General features: G+C 69.7%; 17 protein-coding genes and 1 tRNA gene. 14 read left to right on the plus strand and 4 right to left on the minus strand.

Annotated elements, in window-relative coordinates:
* Nucleotides 1-49 precede the first annotated feature (49 nt).
* Together QMG86_RS03265 and QMG86_RS03270 are read right to left on the minus strand one after the other, a co-directional pair.
* Nucleotides 50-1060, minus strand: coding sequence for an ornithine cyclodeaminase family protein (locus QMG86_RS03265; protein ID WP_281880751.1), 1011 nt, complete (start codon nt 1058-1060; stop codon nt 50-52).
* Entirely contained in the window at nt 1032-2189 is a 1158-nt protein-coding gene (locus QMG86_RS03270) for a TauD/TfdA family dioxygenase (RefSeq protein ID WP_281877595.1), read from the minus strand. The genes QMG86_RS03265 and QMG86_RS03270 overlap by 29 nt, the downstream gene beginning before the upstream one ends.
* A gap of 322 nt (nt 2190-2511) precedes the next feature.
* Here QMG86_RS03270 and QMG86_RS03275 point away from each other — a divergent pair, with 322 nt between their 5' ends.
* From QMG86_RS03275 to QMG86_RS03315, 9 genes are all read left to right on the plus strand, one after another.
* Complete coding sequence (locus tag QMG86_RS03275) at nt 2512-4029, plus strand: ABC transporter substrate-binding protein (protein WP_281877596.1); 1518 nt, start codon at nt 2512-2514, stop codon at nt 4027-4029.
* Nucleotides 4026-4955 (plus strand): ABC transporter permease, encoded by a 930-nt coding sequence (locus QMG86_RS03280; protein WP_281877597.1) that lies wholly within the window; start codon nt 4026-4028, stop codon nt 4953-4955. The genes QMG86_RS03275 and QMG86_RS03280 overlap by 4 nt, the downstream gene beginning before the upstream one ends.
* Entirely contained in the window at nt 4952-5770 is an 819-nt protein-coding gene (locus tag QMG86_RS03285; protein ID WP_281877598.1) for an ABC transporter permease, read from the plus strand. The genes QMG86_RS03280 and QMG86_RS03285 overlap by 4 nt, the downstream gene beginning before the upstream one ends.
* Nucleotides 5767-7761: an ATP-binding cassette domain-containing protein gene (locus QMG86_RS03290; protein ID WP_281877599.1), complete on the plus strand. Its 1995-nt coding sequence runs from the start codon at nt 5767-5769 to the stop codon at nt 7759-7761. Before QMG86_RS03285 ends, QMG86_RS03290 begins: the two co-directional genes overlap by 4 nt.
* An 85-nt stretch (nt 7762-7846) precedes the next feature.
* Complete coding sequence (locus tag QMG86_RS03295; RefSeq protein WP_281880752.1) at nt 7847-8575, plus strand: lytic transglycosylase domain-containing protein; 729 nt, start codon at nt 7847-7849, stop codon at nt 8573-8575.
* A 114-nt stretch (nt 8576-8689) separates the two neighbouring features.
* On the plus strand, nt 8690-9976 hold the full coding sequence (gene eno / locus QMG86_RS03300; protein ID WP_281877600.1) for a phosphopyruvate hydratase: 1287 nt from the start codon (nt 8690-8692) through the stop codon (nt 9974-9976).
* A gap of 72 nt (nt 9977-10048) precedes the next feature.
* Nucleotides 10049-10654, plus strand: a complete 606-nt coding sequence (locus tag QMG86_RS03305) for an FtsB family cell division protein (protein WP_281877601.1) — start codon at nt 10049-10051, stop codon at nt 10652-10654.
* Nucleotides 10651-11187, plus strand: coding sequence for a DUF501 domain-containing protein (locus tag QMG86_RS03310; RefSeq protein WP_159843062.1), 537 nt, complete (start codon nt 10651-10653; stop codon nt 11185-11187). Before QMG86_RS03305 ends, QMG86_RS03310 begins: the two co-directional genes overlap by 4 nt.
* The gene (locus QMG86_RS03315) at nt 11180-12127 is read left to right on the plus strand and encodes a Ppx/GppA phosphatase family protein (protein ID WP_281877602.1); all 948 of its coding nucleotides are present in this window, start codon (nt 11180-11182) and stop codon (nt 12125-12127) included. Before QMG86_RS03310 ends, QMG86_RS03315 begins: the two co-directional genes overlap by 8 nt.
* A 23-nt stretch (nt 12128-12150) precedes the next feature.
* On the opposite strand, the gene QMG86_RS03320 is transcribed toward QMG86_RS03315, so the two are convergent.
* The gene (locus QMG86_RS03320; RefSeq protein WP_281877603.1) at nt 12151-12675 is read right to left on the minus strand and encodes an SRPBCC family protein; all 525 of its coding nucleotides are present in this window, start codon (nt 12673-12675) and stop codon (nt 12151-12153) included.
* Between the two features lie 420 nt (nt 12676-13095).
* Between QMG86_RS03320 and QMG86_RS03325 the strand changes: the two genes are divergently transcribed.
* The 3 genes from QMG86_RS03325 (at nt 13096) to QMG86_RS03335 (ending at nt 15872) form a co-directional block, all read left to right on the plus strand.
* Nucleotides 13096-14604: an amino acid permease gene (locus QMG86_RS03325; protein WP_281877604.1), complete on the plus strand. Its 1509-nt coding sequence runs from the start codon at nt 13096-13098 to the stop codon at nt 14602-14604.
* 46 nt (nt 14605-14650) lie between these two features.
* Nucleotides 14651-15568: a ribonuclease Z gene (locus tag QMG86_RS03330; protein WP_281877605.1), complete on the plus strand. Its 918-nt coding sequence runs from the start codon at nt 14651-14653 to the stop codon at nt 15566-15568.
* Between the two features lie 230 nt (nt 15569-15798).
* Nucleotides 15799-15872 (plus strand) — tRNA-Leu (locus tag QMG86_RS03335).
* 313 nt (nt 15873-16185) lie between these two features.
* Here QMG86_RS03335 and QMG86_RS03340 read toward each other — a convergent pair.
* Nucleotides 16186-16989, minus strand: a complete 804-nt coding sequence (locus QMG86_RS03340) for an SDR family oxidoreductase (protein WP_281877606.1) — start codon at nt 16987-16989, stop codon at nt 16186-16188.
* Between the two features lie 448 nt (nt 16990-17437).
* On the opposite strand from QMG86_RS03340, the gene QMG86_RS03345 reads away from it, so the two are divergent.
* Both QMG86_RS03345 and QMG86_RS03350 read left to right on the plus strand, forming a co-directional pair.
* On the plus strand, nt 17438-18841 hold the full coding sequence (locus tag QMG86_RS03345; RefSeq protein WP_281877607.1) for a three-helix bundle dimerization domain-containing protein: 1404 nt from the start codon (nt 17438-17440) through the stop codon (nt 18839-18841).
* A 116-nt stretch (nt 18842-18957) separates the two neighbouring features.
* Complete coding sequence (locus QMG86_RS03350; protein WP_281877608.1) at nt 18958-19284, plus strand: hypothetical protein; 327 nt, start codon at nt 18958-18960, stop codon at nt 19282-19284.
* Nucleotides 19285-19289 lie beyond the last annotated feature (5 nt).

Raw genomic sequence — 19289 nt, forward strand, 5'->3', positions numbered from 1 at the left:
CTCCACGGCGACACTCACGTGCTCTAGACCCACCGGGCACCTCCGTGCGCTAATCCCACAGCGGCACCTCCGTACCGCGGCCTTCGGCGATCGCCCGCTCGGCCAGCGCGTGCGCGACCGCGATGTCGGTCAGCACCAGTCCACTGTTGTAGACGAAGACGCGCTCCTCGTCCGAGCGGCGCGCGACCGCACGGCGATTCAGGATCTGCGGCAGCTCGGCGTCCACCGGGCGCAGCGCGCCGTCGGGGCCCGCCATGTCGGTGCCGGTCAGCGCCATCTGCTCGGCGCTGGTCGCGATCACGCGGTCGGCATCGTTGAGCGTGGAGGGCGCGAGCCCGTAACCGACCAGCACCGCCACCGAACCCGGTGCCAGGTCGTCGGATTCGAGCGCTACCTCGGTGGCCGGGCCCGCCGTCGCCAGCACGACGTCGGCCGTCGCCGCGGCGGCGCGCGGATCGGTGACGGTCTCGAGCAGCGCGTGCGGGTGGTGCTCGGCGAGCCCGCGGTGCACGGCTTCCAGCCCCTCGGGATGCGTGCCGTACACCATCAGTTTGCGCAGCTGCGGGTTCGCGGCGAGCAGATGCGGCAGGGCGTTGCGCCCCTGGGTTCCGGTGCCGATCAGCAGCACGCTCTCCGCGCCGCGGCGGATCGTCTCGCGCACCAGCAGGGCCGACACGGCGGGCGTGCGCAGCGCGCCGACCCGCGCGCAGTCCATCATCGCGATCGGCGCACCGGTGCTGTCGTCGTAGAGCGTGATGGTCGTGTAATACCGCTTGGTGCTGCGATCGTGGCCGGGGTCGAACTTGTAGGAGGTCTTCATCGCCACCACGCGCCTGCGGCCGTCCCGGCCGAGCATGGCGTAGGCGACCGACCAGCCGTCCGGATTCGCGACGCTCAGCTTGCGCGGGTTGTCCGAATCACCCGCCGCCAGCGCCAGATACGCCTCTTCCACCGCGCGCACCACCGCGGCCGGTGTGATCGGCACGTCGGCGAGGTCGCTGCGGCTCAACACCCGCAGGGGTGTGCTTCGGTCACGCGTGCTCAAGGGGTCCTCGATCATGTCGTACTGCATCCCGCTCCTGAGTGCCGCTCTCGACCGGCGGGGTGTCCGCCGTCCGGAACGGGGCCACGGTTTGTTGCCCGTAGCCATTCTCGTCGGCTTCCTCGGCCCGGCGCCGACGTTCCGGAAGCCGGATGTTCACTCGCTTGAGCCACCGGTCGGTGCCGTCGTACCGCGCGGTGAACGGCACCCGGCCGTGCACGGCGACGTCGTTGTCCACCAGCAGCAGCTCACCGGGGGAAAGTGCGGCGGTCACGCATACGCGTTCGAGTTCGGCGGCGAGGTGCTCGTAGGCGGCGCGGAATTCCGGACCGGCGTCGGAGAGCGGGGTGTACGCCGGGTCGTAGCGCAGGGTCTGGCCCTCGGTTCCGTCGGCGCTCCACAGCGTCGGAATCGGTGGCGCGGCGTAGTTTTCGTGTCCGTCACCGTAGGAGACGTCCGGCAGGATCGGAAGTGTCGGTGTGCTGAGCAGCTCACGCTGCGCGGTGGACAGCTCGATGCGCCGCACCGACGACACGGTGGTGCCGACCAGATCCGGATTGCGCAGACAGCCGAGCATCAGCAGGTTGGCGCGCCGCGGATGAAAGGCGTCCTCGGTGTGCGGGCTCAGCAGCACCGCGCTGCTGGCGCCGGACTGTTCGTGCTCGTGACCGGCTGCCGGGACGATGTTGTTGACCAGACGTCCGTCCTGCTGGCCTTGCCAGCCGAACGGCTCGCCCGCACTGCGCGCGAGCAGCAGCATGACCACATCGAGTTCGAACGAGTGCGCGCGCCGCGCCGGATCACCGCTCCAGCGCGCCGCTTCCCGCCAGCTCGGCGGCGTGGGACCGAATTCGTTGTCGGCCACGGAAAGACGGCCTACGACGGTCGCGCCGGCCGTGGTGGCGGGCGGACGCATGGCGTGGCGCACCTCGGCGGGAAGCGCCGCGGCGCCGGCATCGATCCGTTCGATGAGCGCCGGGTCCGTGAGGGTGCGCGCGGCGGCGGCGGGATCGGCGAGGGCCAGATCGAGTGTGGCGGAGATCTCCCTGGCGAGCGCGCGCACCGCGCGGCCGGCTCCGGGGGACAACTCCCGTCGTTCGAGATCTTGGGGGTGAAGCGTCTTACGTTCGGAGAGAACGCTTTTCACCGGGTATCCCTTCTTCGCATCGGTTCGAAAAGCAGGGGTCACGAGTTATCATGCGAAGGTAACCCTTCGGACTTAGTGAAGCAAGCCTTACCTAATCGAGTCGAAGAAAATATAGCAGAACCGCATAATTTCGAGCGGTTGAACGCGGCAGTCCCAGGCAGGCGCGCTCGAGGCGAGTGAGAACGTTTGCGGAAAATGCGCCCTAACGCTGCCGTTTCGGTGCCGGTATCGGTGAGTCGCGCAGCGGATTAGGCTAGCCTGTCCTGATCGCACCGTGCGCGCGGTACCGCGATGGGTTCGGTTCAGGAAGAGGGGCAGCGCAATGGTTTTGAATCGACGGCAACTGCTGCGGTCGAGCCTCGGGGCGGGAGCGGTGCTGCTGGCAGCCGCTTGTTCCGACGGCGGCGACACGTCCGGACCGGCACGGCGTGGCGGCACGCTGCGGGTCGGCGCGCTCGGCACCGCGGCTCGCATCGAACGCGACCCGCACGCCAACCTCAGCAACGACAGCGACTTCCTGATCACGTCCCTGGTCTACGACGCGCTCACGGTGCCGGGTGGAAATCCGAATGTCGTGCCGCGCCTGGCAACCCGCTGGGAGCCGGATGCCGATCGACGGCGCTGGAGCTTCACCCTGGTCGAGAACGCGACCTTCCATGACGGCTCACCGGTGACGTCCGAGGACGTCGTATGGTCGCTGCGCAGGCTGCGCACGATCGGCGGCGCGTCGAAGATGCCGGTGGCCGTGGAGGACATCACCGCCGACGGGCCGAACCGGGTGATCCTGGCCGTGCCCGAGCCGAATACCCAGCTGCCGCTGCTGGTCCGGTTGATGACGTTCACCGCCAAGAAGGACACCACCGACTTCACCGGCGCGGTCGGCAGCGGACCGTTCCGGTTGGAGTCCTACCAGGGCGGCAACGCCCGGCTGGTGCGCAACGAGCGGTGGCACGGCGGGCCGCCGCCGCTGGACGCCATCGAGGTCACCATGTTCGAGAGCGTGACCGCGCTGGGCAACGCGGTACTCGGCGGGCAGATCGACCTGGCTTCGAACGTCGGAGCCATCGCGGGCCGCACCGCCGAGGGACGCGGCGACCTGACGGTCGTGCGCCGTCCGAACGACACGGTGGTCGGCGTCGCCATGCGCACCTCCGACGGGCCGTTCGCCGACGCGCGGGTGCGCACCGCCCTCCGGCTCGGCGTCGACCGCAAAGCCCTCGTCAACCAAGTGCATTCCGGATACGGAACGATCGCCAACGACATCCTCGGCACCGGCGATCCGCTCTACGACACCTCCCTCGCCCAGCGCACCCGCGACGTGGACCGCGCGAAGGCGCTGCTGCGCGAGGCGAATTTCGACACCGGACGCGGCTACCCGTTCGTCACCAAGGCCGAGGCGCCCGGCGAGGTCGAATCGGCCAAGGTGATCGCCACCCAGCTCGCCGAGATCGGCATCCGGCTGGAGGTCGTCACCCAGGAGCCGAACGCCTTCTACGACCAGACGTGGCTGAAGGCGCCGCTGTACACGATCTCGTGGGGCACCAACGATTCCACGCTGTTCTTCGCGAGCAAATTGCTGTCGAGCGGTTCGAACCGCAACGAGACCGGCTTCAAGGACGCGGCGTTCGACGCGGCCACGGCCAAGGCGCTCGCCGCGCACAGCGACGACGAATACCGGCAGGCCGCGCGGGAATTGCAACGCATCCAGTACGAACGCGGCGGATACCTGGTGTGGGGCATGGCCGACGGCATCGACATCGCCGCCGCCCGGGTGCGTGACCTGCCCACGCTCGGCGGGTTCGCCCGGGTTCAGCTGGAGAAGGCCTGGCTGGCCGGGTGATCTCGTTCGCGCGACTCCTGCTGCGGCGCGTCATCCTGCTGGTGACGCTGCTGGCCTGTGTCTTCGTCGCCGTGGACCTGCTGCCGGGCAGCACCGCCCACGCGGTCCTCGGCCGGGAGGCCGCGCCGGAGCAGATCGCGGCCAAAGAGCGCGAACTCGGCCTGGACCGGCCGCTGGCGGTGCGATTCTGGCAGTGGATATCGGGCGTCGCCACCGGCGATTTCGGGCGCACCGCGCGCGGACGGCCGGTCAACGACCTGCTGGTCGAGAAGTTCCCGCCGACGCTGCTGCTCGGTGGGCTCGCCCTGGCAGTGACGGTGCTGGCGTCGCTCGCGCTCGGAGCGTGGTGGGCCACGCGTCCGGGCAGCGTTGCCGCGCGCGTGTTGCAGCCGACGACGACCACCGCGGTGGCCGTTCCGGAGTTCGTGATCGCCACCGTGCTGATCCTGGTGTTCGCATTGGCGCTGGGCTGGTTGCCCGCGGTCACCATCACCGGCCGCTCGGGGATGCCCGCCGGACCGGAGATGCTGGTGCTGCCGGTGTTCGCGCTCGCGTTGCCCCAGATCGGGTGGAACACCAGGGTGGTGCGCGCGGCCCTGTCCGACGCCGCGCTCGCTCCTCATGTGGAAAGCGCTGTGCTCGACGGTCTTTCGAGCCGCACGGTGCTGGTGCGGCATGTGCTGCCGTTCGCGTTGCCGACGATCGTCGCCAGCTTCGCCACCACGGTCGGGATGTTGCTCGGCGGGGCACTGGTGGTGGAGACGGTCTTCAACTATCCGGGTCTCGGTGCGGTCCTGGCCGGTTCGGTGGCCGATCGCGACACCTCGGTGGTCGCCGCGGTCGTCGCGCTGTCCGGGGTGGTCATCATGGTCGTGCTCGCGGTCGCCGACGGTATCCGCACCTGGTCGCTGCGGGGGCGCCGATGAACACTTCCACGAAGATCGGGAGCCGGGCGCGTCGGCTCGGACGGCTGACGGTCGTGCCCGCCCTGCTGGTCACGCTGCTGGCTGCGGCGGGGCCGACGCTGGCTCCGCATCCGGCGGAGGAGGCGATCGGCATCCCGTTCGGCGCTCCCGGAGCGGGCGCGCCGCTGGGCACCGATCGGCTCGGCCGCGACGTGCTCAGTCACCTGCTCTACGGCGGGTGGGGATTGCTGCTGGTGGCCGCGATCATCGCGGTGCTGGTGACCGGGTTGTCGTGTGTCCTCGGCGCGGTCGCGGCACTGCGCCCACGGATCGGCGAGTGGATCGAACTGGGCACCGATCTGTTCATCCTGCTGCCCGCGGTGCTGGGGATCCTGCTCGTGCTGACCTCGTGGCCGGACGGGGGCACCGCGGGACTGATCGTGCTGGCGTTGCTGTTCGGCGTCCCATATTGCGCGCGCATCTTCACCGCCGCCGCCGCCGGTGTCGCGGCATCCGGATATGTCGAGAGCGCGCGAGCCGCGGGTGAGTCGCTCGGACATCTCGTGTTCCGTGAGGTGATCCCGAATCTGCGGGCGGTGTCGACGACGCAGCTCGGCCTGCGTTTCGTGGCCGGGGTCTACCTCGTGAGCACGGCGTCGTTCCTGCAACTGCCGACGACGCTGGGCGCGAGCAACTGGGCGGTCATGGTGCGCGAGAACGCCTCCGGCATGCTGCTCAATCCCTGGGCGGTGCTGGCTCCGAGCCTCGCGATCGCGGTCGTCGCGGTGAGCGTGAATCTAGCGGTGTCGGCGTTCGGGCGAGGGGAGCGGGAATGAACGCGCACGTCGTCGAACACGAAAGCCGGACGGGTGCGGCGCACGGCGTCCGGCACGACCTCGTCGCGGTCGCGGGCCTGACCGTGCTGGGCCCGGACGGGCGGGAATTGGCCGGGCCGGCGACATTCCGGATTCCGGCGGGCACGGTCACGGCCCTCACCGGTCCGTCCGGGTCGGGCAAGACCACGGTGATGCGCGCCCTGCTCGGGCAACTGCCGTCGGCCACGGCGCGCGCGACGGGTTCGGTGTCGGTCGCCGGACACGACGTGTTCGCGCTCGATCGTGCGGCGCTGCATCGCTTCCGGCGTCGGCACATCGCCTACGTCGGGCAGGACCCGGGTTCGGCGCTGAACCCGCTGCTGCGCGTGCGCGCCCTGCTGCGCGAGGTCGCGCCGCGGGCGCCCGAGTCCACCCTGACCGACACGCTCGCGCTGGTCGGCCTGTCGCCGGACTATCTGCGCCGCCGCCCCGGTGAATTGTCCGGCGGCCAGCAGCGCCGCGTCGCCCTCGCCAGGGCGCTGATCCGCCGGACCGGCGTGCTGGTGCTCGACGAGCCGCTCGCCGGGCTGCACGGCGCGCTGCGCACCGACATCGCCGGGCAGCTCGCGGCACTGGCCCGCGAGCGGTCGGCGGCGATCCTGCTGTCCGGGCACGACACGGCTCTCGTGCACTCGATCGCCGACGACATCGTCGAACTCGGCGCGATCCTCCCTGCGTCCATCCATCCGGTTCGGGTGAGTGGTTCGCCGGGGAAGTCGTCGGTTGAGCCGGAGCATCCGGTTCGAGCGAATGGTTTGCCGGGGAAGCGGTCGGCTGAGTCGGAGCATCCGGTTCGGATGAGTGGTTCGCCGGGGAAGTCGTCGGGTGTGGCGGCTGAGCAGGAGCGTTCGGTTCAGGTGAGCGGTTTGCCGGGGAGGTCGTCGGGTGTGGCGGGGGCCGAGTCGGAGCATGCGGTTCGGGTGGACGGTTCGCTGGGGCAATCGTCCGGTGCGGCGGCGGAGCCCCGGTATCAGGTTCAGGGAAACGGTTCGCCGGAGAGAACGTTCGGTGCGTCTGCTGAGCCGGGAACGCGCCCGTTGTCCGCCACGTCTGCCGATCCAGCCGCGAGCCGGACGATCGCCGATGTCCCGACAGCCGGTGAACCCGCCGAGCCCGTGGCGGCAGCGAGCGGTGCCAGACAGTCGCGCCCTGACTTCGATCGGGCGCGAAACGGCTCGGCAGGCAGCCTTCCGGCCGCCGACGACCGGCCGCAAGGCGATGTCGTGCTGCGGGCTGCGGGAATCAGCGCCTCGATCGACGGACACCGGGTGCTCACCGATATCGATCTCGCGCTCGCGGCGGGTTCCGCGCTCGCGGTGGTCGGCGCGTCGGGCGCGGGCAAGACCACCTTGGCGCGCGTCATCGCGGGGTTGCATGCTTCGGCGACCGGAGCGCTCGAACTGGGCGGGACCCCGATCACCGTGGGCGCGAACCGGCGAATCCGCTATGGCGCGGGCGGCATTCAGCTGGTCACCCAGAATCCGAGGTCCGCACTCAACCCTCGCCGCACCGTGGCGCAGACGCTCGGCCGCCCGCTGCGGCGGATCGGGCGTGTCGCGCGCCGGGACCTCGCGCGGCGGATCACCGAACTTCTCGCCGCTGTCGAGCTGTCCGCCGACCTGGCGGCCCGCTACCCGCACGAGCTGTCCGGCGGACAACGCCAGCGCGTGGCCTTGGCCCGCGCCCTCGCCGCCGAACCCGCCGTGCTTCTGTGCGACGAGATCACCTCGGCACTGGACCACCACACGGCGGCGGCGATCATGGCGCTGCTGGACCGGATTCGCACCGAACGCGGCACCGCCCTGCTGATCATCACCCACGACATGGCCCTGGTGGCCGAATACTGCCCCACGCTGCTCGTTCTCGATCAGGGTCGCATCGTCGAAACAGGCGACACCGAAACGGTTCTCGCCGCGCCGACGCACAACGCGACCAGCGAACTGCTCGTCTGAACCCCGAATGGCGCGGAGCCATGAGCGCATCCGACACGCAGTGGCTTTCGTCACCGGCTCGCCGCGGCTGCGCGCCGTCATCTGGATGATGGAAGGGGTGTTGCGAAAGACCGGCGTCTCGGCCGCAGTCGTGGTGCTCCTCGGGCTCGCCGGTTGCGGAGTCGACCGCACCCCGATCCCGGAGGGCATTCCGCCCGGGCCGGGCACTCCGCTGCCCGTGATCGACCTGGACGCTCCCGGCCGCACGGCCGTCCAACTGCGCGGCTGGGCCGACGAGCAGGCCGACGGGCTCGGCATCCCGTCGATCGCGCTGGAGGCGTACGGCTACGCGGCGGCCGTGATGACCAGGGCGCGTCCCGACTGCGGCGTCGCGTGGACGACGCTCGCGGGCATCGCGAGCGTGGAGAGCAAGCACGGCACCCACCGCGGGGCGAAGCTGGATGCGGACGGCTCGGTCCGTCCGCCGATCATCGGCGTCCCGCTGGACGGCTCGCCCGGCGTCGCGCTGGTGCAGGACACCGACGACGGCGCGCTCGACGGCGATCCGGTGCACGACCGCGCCGTCGGCCCGCTGCAGTTCATTCCGGAGACCTGGAAGCGCTGGGGCGTCGACGCCAACGGCGACGGCGCCGCCGATCCGCAGAACATCGACGACGCCGCGCTCACCGCCGCCAGATACCTGTGCGCCAGCGGCGGTGACCTCACTTCCGAGCACGGCTGGCAGCGGGCGTTGCTCACCTACAACCAGTCGCACGCCTACCTGCTGACGGTGCGTGATCGGGCCGCCAGCTACAGCATCGGCCGCCGGGTGTGATCCCCCGGTCCCCGGAGTGCCGGTTACCCGCGCCGCCGCCGGGACGATAGGCTCGCAGCGCACGGCCCATCCCGTGAGACCAACCGTGTCAGCAGCCGAAGGAGTGTCGTTTTCGTGGCCATCATCGAACAGGTCGGAGCTCGCGAGATCCTGGATTCCCGCGGTAACCCCACCGTCGAGGTCGAGATCGCTCTCGACGACGGCACCCTGACCCGGGCCGCCGTGCCCTCCGGCGCGTCCACCGGCGAGCACGAGGCCGTGGAACTGCGCGACGGTGGCGAGCGCTACGGCGGCAAGGGCGTGCGCAAGGCGGTCGAGGGTGTGCTCGACGAGATCGCGCCCGCCGTCATCGGCCTCGACGCCGTGGAGCAGCGCACCATCGATCAGGTCCTGCTCGACCTGGACGGCACCCAGGACAAGTCCCGGCTCGGCGCCAACGCCCTGCTCGGCGTCTCGCTGGCCGTGGCCCGCGCCGCCGCCGAGTCCTCGGGGCTCGAGCTGTTCCGCTACCTCGGCGGCCCGAACGCGCACGTGCTGCCCGTCCCGATGATGAACATCCTCAACGGCGGCGCGCACGCCGACACCGGCGTCGACGTGCAGGAATTCATGGTCGCCCCGATCGGCGCGCCGACGTTCAAGGAGTCGCTGCGCTGGGGCGCGGAGGTCTACCACGCCCTCAAGGCGGTGCTGAAGGCCAAGGGCCTGTCCACCGGTCTCGGTGACGAGGGCGGTTTCGCCCCCGACGTGGCCGGCACCAAGGCCGCGCTCGACCTGATCAGCGAGGCCATCGGCAAGACCGGCCTGAAGCTGGGCAGTGACGTGGCGCTCGCGCTGGACGTCGCGGCCACCGAGTTCTACACCTCCGGCAGCGGCTACAAGTTCGAGGGCGTCGTGCGCTCCGCCGAGGAGATGGCGCAGTTCTACGCCGAACTGATCGGCGCCTACCCGCTGGTATCCATCGAGGACCCGCTCTCGGAGGACGACTGGGACGGCTGGGTGACCCTGACCGACCAGATCGGCGAGAAGATCCAGCTCGTCGGCGACGATCTGTTCGTCACCAACCCGGAGCGCCTGGAAGAGGGCATCGCCAAGGGCGCCGCCAACGCGCTGCTGGTGAAGGTGAACCAGATCGGCACGCTCACCGAGACCCTGGACGCGGTGGAGCTGGCGCACCGCAACGGCTACAAGACGATGATGTCGCACCGGTCCGGCGAGACCGAGGACACCACCATCGCCGACCTCGCCGTCGCGGTGGGCAGCGGCCAGATCAAGACCGGCGCTCCCGCCCGCAGCGAGCGCGTCGCCAAGTACAACCAGCTGCTGCGCATCGAGGACGCGCTCGGCGATTCGGCGCGCTACGCCGGCGACGTCGCGTTCCCCCGGTTCGCGTTCGAAGGCTGACCTGCGGTGCCCGGCGGGGGTGGTGTGCCCGACCCACGCAGGGCGCCGGCGAAGTAGAGACCGAGGCGTGAGATGACGGAGCGACGTGCGCGTGGGACCAGTCCGGCCGGACGCGGGGACCGCCGCACGTCGCGTGCCGCCGGATCACGCCCGGCCGATGCCGCGGCCAAACGCGGCCGCAGGCGATCGGAGACCGCGGAGAAACCGAAGCCGCGCACGATCGCGTCCCGTTCGGCAGGCGACAAGCACGACCACACCTTCCTCGGTCTCTCCACCGGCAAGGCGGTGATCCTCGCGATGGTGGTGTGCGGGCTCGCGCTCACCCTCGCCGTGCCCATGCGCACGTACTTCACCCAGCGCGCGGAGGCGGCGCAACTGGCGCAGCAGCGCGCGGAACTCGAGGCGGATCTCGCCCGGTTACGGGATCGTCGCGCGCAGCAACAGGATCCGGCCTACATCCGTACCGAGGCGCGGGACCGCCTGCGCCTGGTGATGCCCGGCGAGACGCCGTACATCGTGCAGGTGCCCGGCATCGAGGCCCCCGCGCCGCCGCCCGCGCCCACCAGAGCCAGAGAACCCGATCCCTGGTACACCGAAGTGTGGCGCAGCATCGCCGAGCCGCAGCCCACGCCCGCGGCCGCCGCGCCACTACCGCAAGCACCGGAAGGACTTAGGTGACCGCACCCACCGACCAGGATCTCGCGATCATCGCCGAGCAGCTGGGCCGCGCGCCGCGCGGCGTGCTCGCCATCGCCTACCGCACCCCGGACGGGATCCCGGCCGTTGTGAAGACCGCGCCCCGGCTGCCGGACGGCACCCCCTTCCCGACGCTCTACTACCTCACCGATCCCCGGCTCACCGCGGAGGCGAGCAGACAGGAATCGGCCGGTGTGATGCGGGAGATGACGGAGCGGCTCGCCGCCGACCAGGAGCTGGCCGCCGCCTATCGCGCCGCGCACGAGAGCTATCTGGCCGAACGCGACGAAATCGAATCGCTCGGTACCGATTTCACCGGCGGCGGGATGCCCGAACGCGTCAAGTGCCTGCACGTCCTGATCGCCCACGCCTTGGCCAAGGGGCCGGGCGTGAATCCGCTCGGTGACGAGGCCGTGGCGCTGGCCGCCGAGCACGGCCTGCGCGGCACCGCGATTCCGGCCGACTGGCCCGCGCATCCGACCGCCCGCGAGAATCTGGAGCACAGCGATGAGTGACCGGGTAGCCGCCGTGGACTGCGGCACGAACTCCATCCGACTGTTGATCGCCGACGTGCTCGGCGACGGACGCTTGGCCGACGTGCACCGGGAGATGCGCATCGTCCGCCTTGGCCAAGGGGTCGACGCGACCGGCTCGCTGGCGCCGGAGGCGATCGAGCGCACCCGCGCCGCCCTGGCCGACTACGCCGCGCTGATGCGCGAGGCGGGGGTCGGACGGGTGCGGATGGTGGCCACGTCCGCCACCCGGGACGCCGCCAATCGGGAGGACTTCTTCGCCATGGCGCGGGCCGAACTCGGCACCGTGGTCGCGGGCGCGGAAGCCGAGGTGATCACCGGCGACGAGGAGGCGCGCCTGTCGTTCGCCGGCGCGATCGGGGAGTTGTCCAGCGCGTCAGGGCCTTTCGTCGTGGTAGACCTGGGCGGCGGTTCCACCGAGCTGGTGTTCGGCGACAGCGCGGGAGTGCGGGCCGCGTTCTCCGCCGACATCGGTTGCGTCCGCATCACCGAGCGGTGCCTGGCGGGTAACCCGCCGACGGCGGAGGAGATCGCCGCCGCCCGCGCCTTCGCCACCGAGCGGTTGACCGAGGCGTTCACGCACGTTCCCGTGCAGGGCGCGCACACCTGGGTCGGCGTGGCGGGCACGATGACCACCCTGGCCGCGGTCGCGCTCGATCTGCCGGAATACGACTCCGAAAGGGTGCACCTCACCCGCTTGACCCTGGATCAGGTTCACCAGGTCTGCGACCGCCTGATCGCCATGGACCACGATCAGCGCGCCGCGCTCGGGCCGATGCATCCCGGCCGGGTCGATGTGATCGGCGGCGGCGCGGTCATCACCGAGGTGCTCGCCGAGGAACTGTCCCGGCGCGCGGGCATCGCCGAACTTGTCGTCAGCGAGCACGACATCCTCGACGGCATCGCCTTGTCGATCGCCTGATTCCGCTCGGCCCGCGCGTCCGGTCAGGTCTGCAGCGGGTGTCCGTCGAGTTTCACCTCGGCGTGCGTCTCGGTTGTTCCGGCCCGAACTCCCAGTTCGGTGCGACTGCGGCGGGATTTGCCGACCGCGATGTCGGCGAGCCGGGAGAGCGACTCCATGTTCCGCGGCACCAACAGGAGCTCTTGCAGCACATTGGGCACCATTCTCCCCAGCCCGCGTTCGGCGTGCTCGTACATCCGGATCTGGGTTTCGCCGGGCACGGTCTCGACGAGTTCCAGACGGATCCACGCGGCGCCGATCGGCGAGAGCTTGGCTTCCAGTTCGAGCATGTGCGGCGGATCCACCGACACGACCTTGGTGGTGTCGTTCACGGTGAGGGGCCACACGCCTGCGCTGTAGTGCAGCTGGGCGCCGACGCCGGGCCACTCGTCGTCGACGTCGCGGATGTGGGTGGCGCCGACCACCCAGGCGCAGAACAGCCATCCGTCGGCCAGGACGGCGAAGACGTCTTCCGGTGTCGTCGGCACGGTGATTTCCACGTGGACCATCAGCTCAACGCTTCCTGGGAGTGGGCGGGGGCTGGTTTGCCTGTCGCTTGCGGGGTGCCCGGTCGTCCGGCGGGCAAACCACGTGCCCCGGTCCGATTCCTCCGCCCGGCTGAACAGAACAAACGAATCCCCCGCGGCGCCGCAGCGGATGCCATCTTCGGGAGATGGTCGAAGCGACAAGTTCGGCACCGGTATCTTCTTCCCGGTTGGTCCCGGAACATCGGTGTCGGGTAGTTTGGCTCGGTTCTATGACCCAGGTCACGGGTTCGCGTACTCCGGTATCACCGGGCGGTCGTGGTGTGTGCGGGGCTGATCGTCACCGCCAACGCGCTAATGGCCAGCAAATTCATGACCGGCGTGCATCGACTCGCCGCATGGGTACAGAACACCAAGCACAGCAGCACGAATTAAGGAGAACGCGTGACTAACCCCGGGCCACAAGCCGATCCGGCGGGTGATGTCTCGTCTCGGTGGGGCGGCCTGTTCCGCACCAAGTCCATCGAACAGTCGATCCGCGACACCGACGAGCCCGACTCGAAACTCCGCAAGGACCTGACCGCCTGGGACCTCACCGTCTTCGGCGTGGCCGTCGTGGTCGGGGCGGGCATCTTCACCCTCACCGCGCGCACCGCGGGCAATGTCGCGGGCCCGTCGGTCTCGCTCGCCTTCGTGTTCGCCGCGATCGCCTGCGGGCTGACCGCCCTCTGCTACGCCGAGTTCGCCTCCACCGTGCCGGTGGCGGGCAGCGCCTACACCTACTCCTACGCCACCTTCGGCGAGCTCGTGGCCTGGATCATCGGCTGGGACCTGATCCTGGAATTCGCGCTCGCCGCGGCGGTGGTGGCCAAGGGCTGGTCGCAGTACCTCGGCGAGGTACTCGGCACCACCTCCCCGATCGTGCACCTGGGCCCGGTGACTTTCGACTGGGGCGCGGTGCTGCTGATCACCGTGCTCGGCGTGCTGCTCGCGACCGGCACCAAGGTGTCCTCGCGAGTCTCGGCGGTGGCGGTCGCCATCAAGCTGGGCGTGATCGCGCTGGTGCTGGTCGTGGGCGCCACCTACTTCAAGTCGTCGAACCTCTCGCCCTACATTCCGCCGTCGCAGGCGGGTGAGCGCGGCGAGGGCCTGCGGCAGTCGCTGTTCTCCTATCTGACCGGCGCCGGGGACAGCAACTTCGGCTGGTACGGCCTGCTCGCCGCGGCCAGCCTGGTGTTCTTCGCGTTCATCGGCTTCGATGTGGTCGCCACGACCGCCGAGGAGACCCGCAACCCGCAGAAGGCGGTGCCGCGCGGCATCCTCGGCTCGCTGCTCATCGTCACGATCCTGTACGTCGCGGTGTCGCTCGTGCTCACCGGCATGGTGCCCTACACCGAGCTGGCCGGGGGCGACGCGACCCTGGCGACCGCGTTCGGCATCCACGGAGTGACCTGGGCGAAGAACATCATCTCCATCGGCGCGCTCGCCGGGCTCACCACGGTGGTGATGGTGATGTACCTCGGGCAGACGCGGGTGCTGTTCGCGATGTCGCGCGACGGGCTGATGCCGCGCAGGCTCGCGCACACCGGCCAGAACGGCACACCGGTGCGCGTCACCGTCATCGTCGGCGTGGCATGCGCGCTGCTGGCCGGGTTCGTGGACTTCGGCACGCTGGAGGAGATGGTCAACATCGGGACGCTGTTCGCGTTCGTGCTGGTGTCGATCGGCGTGCTCATCCTGCGGCGCACACGCCCGGACCTGCCGCGCGGATTCCGGGTCCCGCTCGTGCCGGTCGTCCCCGTCCTGGCGGTGCTGGCGTGCCTGTGGCTGATGCTGAACCTGTCGGTGGAGACCTGGCTGCGGTTCCTGGTGTGGATGGTGATCGGGTTCGTCGTCTACTTCACCTACTCCCGGCGCAACTCCCTGCTCCGGAAGGCTCCTGCTCTCGAGTGACGCGGCCGTGTTCGGCTCCTCGGAGGTGGGCGGCTAGCCTGACGCCGTGTCGCAGCGTGAGTTGGTTGTGCTCGGAACCGCGAGTCAGGTGCCGACGAAACAGCGGAACCACAACGGGTACCTGCTCCGGTGGGACGACGAGGCGATCCTGTTCGACCCCGGTGAGGGAACGCAGCGGCAGATGACCTATGCCGGTGTGACCGCCACCGGGCTGACCCGGATCGCCATCACCCATTTCCACGGCGACCACAGCCTCGGGCTGGCCGGGGTGGTGCAGCGGATCAACCTCGATCGGGTGCCGCATCCGGTCGACGTCTGGTTCCCCGCGTCCGGCGCGGTGTACTACGACCGGCTGGTCAACGCGACGTCCTACTACCACCGCGCCGAACTGCGGCCGCGCCCGGTGGCCGGACCGGGGCCCGTCGACCTGCCCGAGGCGCCGTTCACGGTGACGGCGGTGCCGCTGTCGCATCCGGTGGACACCTTCGGCTATCGGCTCAGCGAGCCGCCCGGTCGCCGCATCCTGCCGGACCGATTGCGCGCCTTGGGATTACGCGGGCCGATCATCTCCGAACTGCAACAGCGCGGCAGCGTCGAGTCCGATGGGCGCACAATCAGTTTGGCGGAGATCAGCGAACCTCGATCCGGTCAGAGCTTCGCCTTCGTGATGGACACCCGGCTGTGCCCCGGCGTCCGGGAACTCGCCGCCGATGTCGACATGCTCGTCATCGAAGCCACATTCCTGGACGCCGACGAACATCTGGCGGTCGAGTACGGTCATCTCACCGCGGGCCAAGCCGCGCGGGTGGCCGCCGACGCGGGCGTTCGCACCCTGGTGCTCACCCACTTCTCCCAGCGCTACCGCGATCTCGACGAGCACCTGGCGGAAGCGGCGAAGTACTTCACCGGCGAGATCCACATCGCCACCGATCTGGCCCGAATCCCGCTACCGCCACGCCGCTGACCCCGCTCCGGACATCCGACACGCCGAGATGATCCGTGGACGCTAACACCAGCCCGCCGTCACCGATCTAGTTCTCTGGGACGCCTGCCGGCCCCGGGCTGGAAACCGCCGTCATCGGCACCGGTCACCCGACCGCGCCGTCCGGCACCCGGCCACGGCCGACGCCCCGCCACCCCGGCGAATTGTCGGAATTCCGGTACAGCCGTACGACTCGGTACGCTGTCCCGGACGCCCCTATAGCCCAATTGGCAGAGGCAGCGGACTTAAAATCCGCCAAGTGTCGGTTCGAGTCCGACTGGGGGCACTGCTGCGACCGCAGGTAGGTCCGTTTCTTGTCGCCAGGGCTGCCGGTGTCGGCGCACCTCGGTCCGCAATGCGTCCGCAGCAGTGGAGGGCGCTCCTCGGGTCGATGAGCTGCTGCCCACCCAACCTCGGTGGCCATACCGTTGGCCAACGCCGACACCCAACCAGGTAAGTCCGCGGAACCGCGCTAGGAACGGCGCCGGGAATCGAGCGCGGCCGGTGAATCGTCTGCGCCCATCGACTCTGTGGTGTGGGGGCTACGCAGCTGCGGTGCGCGATGGAGGTGGGTAGCGGGCCTCACGGGCCGCAATCCGTCAACGCGAAAGGCCGTGGGCGCGGGCGATGATGCGTTCCATGGCGGTGCGGGGGAGGAGGCGGCGGAGGGTGAAGAGGGCGGGGGCGTTGCTGCCTACGGCGTAGAGGGGGTGGGGGCGGTCGGCTTCTATTGCTTTGACGATCGTGGTGGCGACCTTTTCGGGGGTGATGCCTTTGGCTTGGTTTTCGTCGAGTTTCGCCATGAAAGTGGTGAAGTCGGCGGTGTGGGGCGAGCCTTCGGTGAGGTATTTGGTGCGACGTTCGCGGAGGCCGGTGTCGATCTGGCCGGGCTCGACCGCGGTGATCCAGACGCCGAAGGGGGATTCCTCGAAGCGGGCGGCGACCGCGAAGCCGCGCAGTGCCGCCTTGGTGGCGACGTAGGAGGAGCGGTAGGGCATCGGGAAGCTGGCGAGCATCGAGCCGACCATGACGACGCGCCCGTATCGGCGTTCCCGCATGCCGGGCAACACCGCTTTGGTCAACGCGACCGGACCGAGCACGTTGAGCTGGAACAGTCGCTCGACGGCGTCGGTGGGCAGTTCGGCGAGCGGGCCCGCCTGGCTCTCGCCCGCGTTGTTCACCAAGACGTCGACCTGGTCCAGACCGGCCGCGAAGGCATCGATCGAGGCCGTATCGGTGAGGTCGAGCGCCCGGTATTCGACGCCCGGCAGCACGGCGTCGGAGCCGATGGCGTCGGGATTCCGGCTGGTGCCGATCACCCGGTACCCCCGCCCGGCCAGTGCGGCGGCCGTAGCCTTCCCGATTCCGGACGACGCACCGGTGACCACGGCGACCCGAGACATGACGCTCCTTTCGACGGCAAATACGCTGACGATATCGTCAACTTCCCGGTCGGCGCTACCGGAAAGTAACTTCGGTGCCGCACGTGCGGCCGTCGGCTGGGTGCGGAAGCGCGACGACTGCGACGTGAAGCCCTGCGGCGGTGGGAAACGGGAATACAACACGTGGTGGCGGCTCGGAGATTGCCCATTGAATTCTGCATGGCGAGTTCGGGTCCCGGGCCGGTGTAGGCGGGCTGTCGCGTGCACCGCGCTCGAGCGGTTCGCAGGGCCTGTGAGCTGGGCGGACAGACGTGCGAGACGACGTGGGATACGCACCGGCGCAGGCGAAATCGTTCATCGGCGGGAAGTCTGCCCGGATGTCGGCGGCAACATGATGGGGCTAGTGTTGGCCGGCGCGGTGCAGGCCGGAGACGCTGCCGCGTTACCCCCCGACGCCGAGGAGACTGTGGTGGTTGTCGATACCGTCCGAGAGGAACAGGCGATCCGTCAGATGACGGAGCGGCTGGTCGAAAACTACACCGAGACTTATTCTCCGGAGCATATCCAGAGCACGGTAGGGGCGGCGCGAAAGAAGTTCGAGGGCCACCCGGTGCGGCAATTCGTTCCCATTCTGGTCGAGCGGGTGGTGCGACGGGAGTTGGAGAAGTCCCCCGAAGCGGAAGTCCAGCCCACTACGGTCCCGATGGACAAGGCGCAGGCGCCCTCCGCGACCTTTTCGGGAAGAATCTCGGAATTGCGTGCGGTGTGGTCGTCGAAGAAGCGTTTCGCACCGTATGTGGTAGGTGCCGTCGTCATCCTGACGGTGATCGCCGTCGCTCTTGCTGTGCGGCAACCCGCTCCCGAGGCGCCCGCTGCCGCGCCTTCTCCCGCCGCGCCGCTCACCGTCGTCCATGGCGTGGTCGGGTCCGAGAAGATGGGTTTCTTCCAGGACCAGAAGGTGATCGACGCGCTGGCGCGCAACGGCGTCCGGGTCGAGGTCGAGCCCGCCGGGTCGCGCCAGATCGCCACGTCCATCGATCTCGCGAAATTCGATTTCGCTTTCCCGTCCAGTGAACAGGCGGCCGAGCGAATCCAGCGGCAGCGCAACGTCACCGCGAAATACACGCCGTTCTCCTCGCCGATGGCCATCGCGACGTTCACGCCGATCACCGAACTGCTCGCCAAGGCGGGAGCGCTGCGCCCCGGCCCGGTGCCGACGCTGGACCTGCGCCGCTACCTCGAAATCGTCCGCAACGGAACCCGCTGGGACGAGCTGCCCGACAACGCCGCGTACCCGGTGCGCAAGAACATCCTGATCTCCACCACCGATCCGCGCAGCTCGAATTCGGCGGCCATGTATCTGGCCGCCGCCAGCTATGTCGCGAACAACAACACGATCGTGCAGGGACCGGCCGCCGAGCAGGCCGTCCTGCCCGCGGTGTCGCGGCTGTTCGTGGGCCAGGGGTACACCGAGAACACCACCGAGGGCCCGTTCAACAACTACCTCGCCACCGGGATGGGCCCGACGCCGATGGCGTGGATCTACGAGGCGCAGTACGTCGAGGCGATCGTGCGCGGCCAGGTGAAACCCGAGATGACGCTGCTGTACCCGTCTCCGACGGTGCTGTCCCGGCACACGCTGGTGCCGTTCGGCGCGACCGGCGACCGGCTGGGCCGCCTGCTGTCCACGGATCCGGAGTTGCAGCGGCTGGCCGCCGAGCACGGCTTCCGCACCAACGACGGCGCGCAGTTCGCGAAGGTCGCCGCCGAACGCAAAGCCCCGGTGCCCGCGGAGCTGCTGGACGTCGTCGCCACCCCGACCTACGACACCCTGGAGCATCTGCTCGACGGAGTCACCAAGACATACAACTGAAGCCACGTCCCGGTCCGGGGTGTGTCCGCGATCGCGTTTCGGTGGAGACGATCCGGGCATCCTTCCCGCATCAGATACCGCGACAGCGGCCGGTATCGCGGCGGGAGGAAACACCAGTGACAGCGGACGACGGACCATGGGAGATACCTCCCATCGATGACGCTCCGGACATCGCGCGCGACCCCGCGCCGCCGCCGGGATCGACGCTGGCCGACACCAGGAACTGGGCGGGGTTCGGGTTGCTGCTGCTCGCGGCGGCCGGTGCGATAGCCGCCGCGGTGCTCGCGGGCTCCGGGCTGGCCCGTTCGTCCGTCGTCGCCGCGATCATCGCGGCCGTCTTCCTGCTGGCCGGTGTGGGCATGATCGTGCTGGAGCAGGTGCGCGCACGAGCCCAGGCCCGCCGGCGCAGCGAGGAGCCCGCCGCCGCGCCGCCGGGGTACTGAGCATC

Origin of the sequence: Nocardia sputorum (assembly GCF_027924405.1) — a bacterium.
Taxonomy (GTDB): domain Bacteria; phylum Actinomycetota; class Actinomycetes; order Mycobacteriales; family Mycobacteriaceae; genus Nocardia; species Nocardia sputorum.

Bases quoted from the DNA above. Each gene is read 5' to 3' on its own strand.
- QMG86_RS03265 (WP_281880751.1), bottom strand. From the start codon at position 1,060: ATGATCGAGGACCCCTTGAGCACGCGTGACCGAAGCACACCCCTGCGG.
- QMG86_RS03275 (WP_281877596.1), top strand. From the start codon at position 2,512: ATGGTTTTGAATCGACGGCAACTGCTGCGGTCGAGCCTCGGGGCGGGA.
- QMG86_RS03285 (WP_281877598.1), top strand. From the start codon at position 4,952: ATGAACACTTCCACGAAGATCGGGAGCCGGGCGCGTCGGCTCGGACGG.
- QMG86_RS03290 (WP_281877599.1), top strand. From the start codon at position 5,767: ATGAACGCGCACGTCGTCGAACACGAAAGCCGGACGGGTGCGGCGCAC.
- QMG86_RS03295 (WP_281880752.1), top strand. From the start codon at position 7,847: ATGATGGAAGGGGTGTTGCGAAAGACCGGCGTCTCGGCCGCAGTCGTG.
- QMG86_RS03305 (WP_281877601.1), top strand. From the start codon at position 10,049: ATGACGGAGCGACGTGCGCGTGGGACCAGTCCGGCCGGACGCGGGGAC.
- QMG86_RS03315 (WP_281877602.1), top strand. From the start codon at position 11,180: ATGAGTGACCGGGTAGCCGCCGTGGACTGCGGCACGAACTCCATCCGA.
- QMG86_RS03320 (WP_281877603.1), bottom strand. From the start codon at position 12,675: ATGGTCCACGTGGAAATCACCGTGCCGACGACACCGGAAGACGTCTTC.
- QMG86_RS03340 (WP_281877606.1), bottom strand. From the start codon at position 16,989: ATGTCTCGGGTCGCCGTGGTCACCGGTGCGTCGTCCGGAATCGGGAAG.